General features: G+C 30.4%; 7 protein-coding genes. All 7 read right to left on the reverse strand.

Going from position 1 to position 8,070, the window contains the following annotated elements; translation table 11 throughout:
• Positions 1–22 precede the first annotated feature (22 nt).
• The 7 genes from BN350_RS06905 to BN350_RS06935 all read right to left on the reverse strand — a co-directional run bounded on the left by BN350_RS06905 (position 23) and on the right by BN350_RS06935 (position 7,994).
• Positions 23–331, reverse strand: coding sequence for an MGMT family protein (locus BN350_RS06905; RefSeq protein ID WP_044600179.1), 309 nt, complete (start codon positions 329–331; stop codon positions 23–25).
• Between the two features lie 22 nt (positions 332–353).
• Entirely contained in the window at positions 354–611 is a 258-nt protein-coding gene (locus BN350_RS20900) for an MGMT family protein (RefSeq protein WP_196802952.1), read from the reverse strand.
• A gap of 257 nt (positions 612–868) precedes the next feature.
• Positions 869–1,687 (reverse strand): Cof-type HAD-IIB family hydrolase, encoded by an 819-nt coding sequence (locus BN350_RS06915; protein WP_028042941.1) that lies wholly within the window; start codon positions 1,685–1,687, stop codon positions 869–871.
• Positions 1,688–1,738: 51 nt separating this feature from the next.
• Complete coding sequence (locus BN350_RS06920) at positions 1,739–2,227, reverse strand: glutathione peroxidase (protein ID WP_028042942.1); 489 nt, start codon at positions 2,225–2,227, stop codon at positions 1,739–1,741.
• 12 nt (positions 2,228–2,239) lie between these two features.
• On the reverse strand, positions 2,240–2,662 hold the full coding sequence (locus BN350_RS06925) for a nucleotide triphosphate diphosphatase NUDT15 (protein WP_028042943.1): 423 nt from the start codon (positions 2,660–2,662) through the stop codon (positions 2,240–2,242).
• Positions 2,663–2,744: 82 nt separating this feature from the next.
• Positions 2,745–5,819 carry an ABC transporter ATP-binding protein/permease gene (locus tag BN350_RS06930; RefSeq protein ID WP_028042944.1) on the reverse strand — a complete coding sequence of 1,025 codons (3,075 nt, stop codon included), beginning with the start codon at positions 5,817–5,819 and terminating at the stop codon, positions 2,745–2,747.
• Positions 5,820–6,902: 1,083 nt separating this feature from the next.
• Positions 6,903–7,994 carry a glycerol dehydrogenase gene (locus BN350_RS06935; protein WP_028042945.1) on the reverse strand — a complete coding sequence of 364 codons (1,092 nt, stop codon included), beginning with the start codon at positions 7,992–7,994 and terminating at the stop codon, positions 6,903–6,905.
• Positions 7,995–8,070 lie beyond the last annotated feature (76 nt).

The following is an 8,070-nucleotide window of genomic DNA, read 5'->3' on the forward strand; positions in this document are numbered from 1 at the left end:
CTATAATAAGATTAAAATACAATTATTTTATCTTCCACTGATGTTTCTTTAAATCAACATATCCCTCTTTTTTAAAAATTATTCCTTCATTTTCTAATAAACTTTGCTGATCTGTCCAACCCGGTACACAACGTCCACTTGCATTCACAACCCGATGACATGGGAAACGCCCATAATATTCTGATATACTTAAAACCTTACCTACAAGACGAGCATTTTTATCATGTCCACTTAATTTTGCAATTTGTCCATATGTTGCTACAAAACCATATGGAATCTCTTCAACAACCGCTAAAATTTGAAATATAAAATCATTATTTAATACAACCATATTTATAGAGTTTTTCCTTTCTTTAAAATCGAACATTTCTTGATATCAACGCCTTTTCTTTTGAGTCATTGAATTTTTTATCAATTCCTCTTGCACAACCTGTTAAGTTCCTATGACTTCCAACAACACGATGATACGCTATAATAATTGATATAAGATTATGTCCTACTGCTTCATATATTGCTTGAGCAGACATCCTTAGTTTATGATATAAATCTGCAACTTCACGAGCAATTTTTCCATAAGTTATTACCTCTCCATAAGAAATTTGAGAAAGCATTTTCCAAATAATTTTTTAAAACTTAGTTTCCCTTAGAGCCAATCTATTATTGATGGATATTGTAAATCAAAATACTAATCTAACCAATGTTTTGTTTGTATAAGGATTGGTTGCTGATTATCATATTTTATTTCTTTATGAATTGTACCTAAAAATACTTTGTCCTCCATACCACAATCCAATCAATGATTTTTCATCACTTACTATAAGTAATTATCCAATGGCTGATAAATACTCCATTATATAAAGCATAAGTCCTATCTCCCTTTAATATAATGTTCAAATAACCAATGTGCAACACCATCATCATTATGACTTCCAATAACAGCAGTCGCTATATCTTTAAGTTCTTTGACAGCATTCTCAACAGCATAGCATTCATCTGCATCTTCAAACATATCAATATCATTATATCCATCACCAAAAACAACAACATAGTTACATCCAAAATACTCTTTTAATTCTTTTATGGCATTTGATTTTGATGCACCCTGTGGCATAAATTCTAGCCACTGTTCTTGTGAATATATATCTTTTTGATAAAATGAATGATATTGATTCTGATATTTTTTATAAAATGGCTCAAGTTTTTCTTCATCATCAATGCAAGACAAATAAAAAATATCTCCTTTATAAAGTTCATCTCTATTATGAACAGGATTCATTCTGATATCTCCAGTTCTTGTTTCTACAAAATCCAATACACCTTTTGATGATTTATTCTTTATAAATGAAAACTTTTCTTCTCCATTAATCATTGCATAAACAATAGGATAAACATGATGTTCAATAAGTCCATTAATTAAATTATGAACATCTTTTTGAAAATAATGTGAAATCAAAATATCTCCACTAACATTATCTTTTACAAATACACCATTATAAACGATGAGTGGTATTTGCGCATTTAATCCTTTTGTTACTTTTTGTGATGTATGATAAGATCTTGCTGTTGCATAAGAAAATAGCATTCCTTTTTCTACTAATTGATTAATAACTTGATTTGTATAATCAGATGTTCTTTCATCACTTCTTAATAGTGTTCCATCCAAATCAGATACATATAATATTTTCATTATGAAATCCTCCTATTTAAAGAATAGCAAAAAAATAAAAGAAAGTCACAATTAATATGACTTTCTTTTTAAACAATTCTCTATATATATTTCTATTTCATATGGTCTTACCAAGGGTTCAAATCGTTTTACTACTTGACCATTTCTATCAATTAAGAACTTTGTGAAGTTCCATTCAATTCTAGCTGATAGTGATTGATCCTGATATCTTTTTAAATAAGTATATACAGGGGACTCATTTGGTCCATTAACTTCAATTTTAGCAAATTGTGGAAAACTCACACCATAAGTATCAGCACAAAATGACATAATCTCTTCCATCGTTCCTGGAGCCTGTTCTCCAAATTGATTACAAGGAAAATCTAATATAGTCAATCCCTGTTCATGATACTTTTCATATAGATCTTCTAATTCATCATATTGTTCTGTGAATTCGCATTCTGTTGCTGTATTGACTATTAGCAATACTTGGTTCTTATATTGTGATAGTGATTGTAACTGATTATCTCCATCATAAACCTGAATATCATATAAGTTCATTTTTCATAGCTCCTATTCTAAACTTTTTATATAGGCATTAATAAATTTCTGAGAAGGACCATATAAATGAGTTGGTAAATCATGGATGGAATACCATTTCCAATCATCTTGCTTATCCGGTTCCATAACTTTTAGTGTTCCTTTACATTCATGAGCTACCACCCATATTGTCACAAAATGCTTATGAGGCTGAATATCATCAACGGCACCAAACACATACATATCTGCAATATCAAGATTTGTTTCTTCTTTCATTTCTCTTATTGCGCATTCAAATATTGTTTCATTGTATTCTTGTTTACCACCAGGTAAACACCAACTATCAGGTTCATAAATACCTCCAGTATCCTTGCCACATTTAACTCGATGCCCTAATAATATTTTATTTTCTTTGAAAACGACAATACCAACTCCAATTTTAATAATATCTTTCATCGTTTCACCACCCTTATCTATCTTATCATATCATAACTCATAAGAAAACAGAACCTTGAACAAACAAGATTCTGTCAATCTCTTATTCTGTACGTAAAGCTGTTACTGGATCTTCCTGAGCGGCTTTCTTTGACGGAATCAATCCACCAATTAATGTTAAAATAACACTTAAAACAATTAAAATCACTGCTCCTGCAACTGGTAAAGTTGCACTTACACTCACATTCCCTGCAATTTCATGAATCAGCATATTACCTGGTATCAGCAACAATAATGTTATACCTATTCCTAAGAGCCCAGCTAATAACCCAATAATAAATGTTTCAGCATTAAAAACTTGTGAAATATTTTTCTTTGATGCTCCAATGGCACGTAATATTCCAATTTCTTTTTTACGCTCTAGAACACTAATATAAGTAATAACACCAATCATGATTGAAGAAACAACCAATGATATAGCTACAAAAGCAATCAAAACATAACTAATTACATTAATAATATCTGTTACTGAAGACATTAATGTTCCAACATAATCTGTATATGAAATAACTTTATCTTCATCAACTTTCTTCATATCTTCATTATAGTTATCTAATATATCAACAACTTTTTGCTTATTTTCAAAATCCTTTGGGTAAATATTAATACCATTTGGCTTATCAAAATCTGCATATCCTAAGTTTTTGAGATTTCCATCATATGATGAAACTTCAGTTGTCATCAGTGACATCATTAATTCTGAAAGTTCTTCTTCATTCATATTCATCTTAATTGCTTTCGCAAATACTGTTGTATCAATACTTATCGCATCTTGCATGTTTTTCGCAAGATTTCCCATCTGTTTTGTCATTTGAGAACTTATCTGTTCCTGTAATGACTTTGTTAAAGTTGCAGTATATTGTGTCATCATTGTTTGCATCTGTTTTTGCAACTGTGCCTGAAACTGTTCTGTTAATCCACTTTCATTCAATAGTGTTATCATCTCACTGCGTAATAATTTTTGAGCATCTTCAGTCTGTAAATATAACATAAAATATTCATTCATTTTTGTTGGATCAATCATTCCATTAGCAAGCGCATATTTTTGAAATTCAGTCATTAACTTCTGACTTAAACTTTCTAACTGTTCTTGAGAGATATTGATTTTCATATCTTTAAAAATGCTTTCTATATCCATTGCTGGTAAAGAAGACATATCTATTTTCATATTACTTAAATCTAAATTATCCATATTCATTGATAATTTACTTTGATCAAACTTAAAAGCCTTTTTCAACATATTTCCATCAACTGTAAACAATGAATTCATATCCATTTTTTGATTATCCTTACTACTAAAATCTTTACCAGTAAAAACATCAATATTTGAATTTTCTAATTGTTTATGAACAATTTCACTTTCCTTTGCCTGCTCAATAACATGTGTTGTGAGTGATGCAGGATACCCAATTCCAGTTCTTAACATCGTTGCTGTAGCAGATTCATCTGGTTGAACAACACCTACAATTTTTATATTTTCACCTTTTTCTATAAGATCTTTCATGTATTTTTGATCATCTGTCTTATCTTTATATACATTATATTTTTGGTCATACTGATAATAGTCAGTTGCATTGACAAGTTTAAATTCAACACCTAAAATATCATCATAAGAATAAGATTGAATATTATCTGGAACAGTGACCTCTTCTTCTTTAGAAAATTGCTGAATCATTTTATCAAGTTCATCATAATCACGTAATCCTAATGTATAAAGCATGAAATCATTAATATTCCCATTCTTTGATAAAACAAGCACACACTCATTATATTTTTCAGGCCATCTTCCTGCTTTCATATTGTATTGATCTTCATATAGACTTGTACTACTAGGCATCTGATAAAAAGTATCAGTACTCATCATTGATGACATCATGCTGTTTGCACTTGTTGATGATCCGAGTCCTAATGCAGTGAATGATTTATCTGGATGAACCTGCCTTATTTTTTCAGTATCAGTACTATATATTTGTGGTGATACATTATATGTGTATTCAATTGAATTGGTATTTTTCTTAATATCACTTTTATCGCTATCAAGATATTCCTTTAATGATGTTAAATCATTAGATCCTATCTTAGAGAACATATTTGTAATCATTTGTGAAACATGAATTTTTGTTTCATCTTTTTCTTCACTTTGTTTAGGTTGTGCATCTGTCATCATTGATGTCATATCAAAACCTGAACTTTGAATCTGTAAAGGATATTCTGATAATGTTTCTTCTTCTATAGATTGTATATATTGATTGACTCCATTAGATAAAGAAAGAATCAAAGCAATACCTATAATACCTATAGATCCAGCAAAAGAAGTTAAAAACGTTCTTGCCTTTTTTGTTTTCAAGTTATTAAAACTCAATGACAAAGATGTTAGAAATGACATTGAAGACTTACCCATATTTTCATGTCTTGGTTTATCTAATTCAGTTTCACTGACTTCATAAGGATCTGAATCACTACGAATTGTTCCATCACGCAAATTAACAATACGTGTTGCATATTCCTCTGCTAATTCAGGATTATGAGTAACCATGACAACCAAACGATCTTTAGCAACTTCTTTTAATAAGTTCATAACTTGTACACTGGTTTCACTATCTAGAGCACCTGTTGGTTCATCTGCTAACAAGATATCTGGATCATTGACTAAAGCTCGAGCAATTGCGACACGCTGCATCTGTCCACCAGACATTTGGTTTGGTTTCTTATGTCCTTGATTTCCAAGTCCTACCTGCTCTAAAGCTTTTTCAGCACGCTGTTTTCTTTCAGCCTTAGAAATTCCTGATATTGTTAAAGCTAATTCAACGTTTGCTAGAACAGTTTGATGTGGGATTAAATTATAACTCTGAAAAACAAAACCTATTGTATGATTACGATATGAATCCCAATCACGATCTTTATATTTTTTAGTAGAAATTCCATTAATAATTAAGTCTCCCTGATCATAACGATCAAGACCTCCAATAATATTTAATAACGTTGTTTTCCCAGAGCCACTAGGACCTAAAATGGCAACAAATTCATTATCGCGTAAATTTAAACTCACACCATCAAGTGCTTTTTGAACAAGATTTCCTGTTTTATATTCTTTGTGTATATTTTTTATTTGGAGCATTGGTATTGCCTTCCTCTCATTTTCTATTATATATATTTAACGCTTATTTTTTGAATACAAGATGAACACTTTCAATTTATGATTTTATTCTTTGAAAATTCCTCATTATTTGATTCATTTTCCAGTATATATCTTATATTAAGTGAATTATACGTCAATAATATTAGAAAAGCACGAAGAAAAGGAATTATTTATGATAATTCCAGTGTTAATCATCTTTTCTTAAACAATAATAGAAATCATTTTCTCAATGAATGATATTTAATAAACCAAATGTCACAGCAAATATAATCATATAAATAAATCTTTGATAAGGCCGTTTTCCTTCCTCACGACTTTTTTTAATTTCATCTCGTCTTTTTCCTCCATAGATACAACTATTTCTTTATCAATTTGTATACGATATCTTTTTTTTCATAGCTTCTATATCTCCCATAATAAAAATATCAAGAGATATACCAAATAACTGACTTAAAAGAACATTACTATTAAGATCGGGATAACTTTTATCAGTTTCCTAATTCGATATAGTTTGTCTTGTTACAAAAACTTTATCAGCAAGTTCTTCTTGTGATCAATGTCTTTTATGTCTATATTTCTTAATTTGTTTTCCTATTTTTATTTGATATTCTTCCTTGATACATTCTAAATGAATTGCTTTATGAATGCTATCAAAACAAGTATATATAATAAAATAATAATGATATTCTCAATATTTTGCAAATTTATGCACCACCAAAAATAAGAGAATGGAATAATGAATACATCTATCATGTATCATCATTCCATCAACCAAAAGACTACATTATGTAAAAAACTAGAGAAGAATTTTATATAGAGTTTGCTTTTATATTGTGATTGGAGTATATGGCAATAAAAAGCCTCTATAAATTGTTTGTGTAGAATATTTTTAAATACTTCATAATGTAGTTGCCAAGAAACATATTATGTATGAAATTATATCATGTTTCATTTGCAATTTTATTTTAATAAAATTAGAATAATAAGTCAATATTTCTTCATGAAATATTGATATTCAAAACAGATTGCACATATGTGCAAAAATAGAGATCATGAAGATCTCTATTGATATGATTTACCTAATTCATCAGCGCCAAGAATTGCTGCATAAACATCCTCTGGTGTTACATCAAATGGCATATTCCCAATTGTATCACCAGGTGCACAGACTAACCTAGCGACTGCCATAATTTCTTCTGGTTTCACTTCATTAATATTTAAGTCAGCAAGTGTTGTTGGTAATCCAACTTCATGACATAACTTTAGGACTTCTTCAATTTCTTGTCTTGGAGCATTTTCTAATACCAATTGAACCAATGTTCCAAAGGCAACTTTTTCACCATGATATAATTGATGTGTTGATGCAATAGCCGTCAAACCATTGTGCACTGCATGAGCGCCAGCCAAACCACCAGATTCAAATCCTATTCCACTTAAATAGGTATTGGCTTCAATAATATTTTCAACGGCCTTTGTACAGACTTTAGCTTGTACTGCTAAAGTTGCTGCTTTCCCATCTTCTAATAATGTTTCATAACACAAACGAGCAAGTGACATGGCAGCCTTTGTACATTTTCCACCTAAACAGTTATCTGCTTCACTTTGATAACAGGCTCTCGCTTCAAAATATGTTGCCATCGCATCACCAATTCCAGCAATTAATAATCTAGCTGGAGCTTTAGAAACAACTTCTGTGTCAACCAAGACCATATTTGGGCTTGTTGGTAAGAATAAATACTTATCAAAGACTCCTTCATCACTATAAATAACAGATAAAGAAGAACATGGGGCATCTGTTGAAGCAATGGTAGGAACAATCACGACTGGTTTTTTTGTATAATGAGCAACAGCCTTAGATGTATCATGTGTTTTTCCACCACCAACACCAACAATCACATCACAACCATTCGTCTTGACAATATCAATAATACGATTGATTTCACTCATGCAGCATTCACCTTGAAAACTTTCAAAGAGAATATCCACATCCTGATCTTTAACACTGAGATCAATATCAGGTTTGACAATATCCTGAATATTCTTATCTACAATTACAAACAACTTTTTCCCTAAACTTAATGCATGAACAGCAAGTTTCTTTAATTCACCCTTACCTTGAATATATCTTGTGGGACTTCCTATCATTTTTGTCATTTGATTATCCCCCTATAAATCACAAATTCCTGTTCCTTCACCATACATGGCATACCAGTCACTATTGAAATCATCC

The organism is Candidatus Stoquefichus massiliensis AP9 (assembly GCF_000455285.1).
Classification (GTDB): Bacteria; Bacillota_I; Bacilli_A; order Erysipelotrichales; family Coprobacillaceae; genus Stoquefichus; species Stoquefichus massiliensis.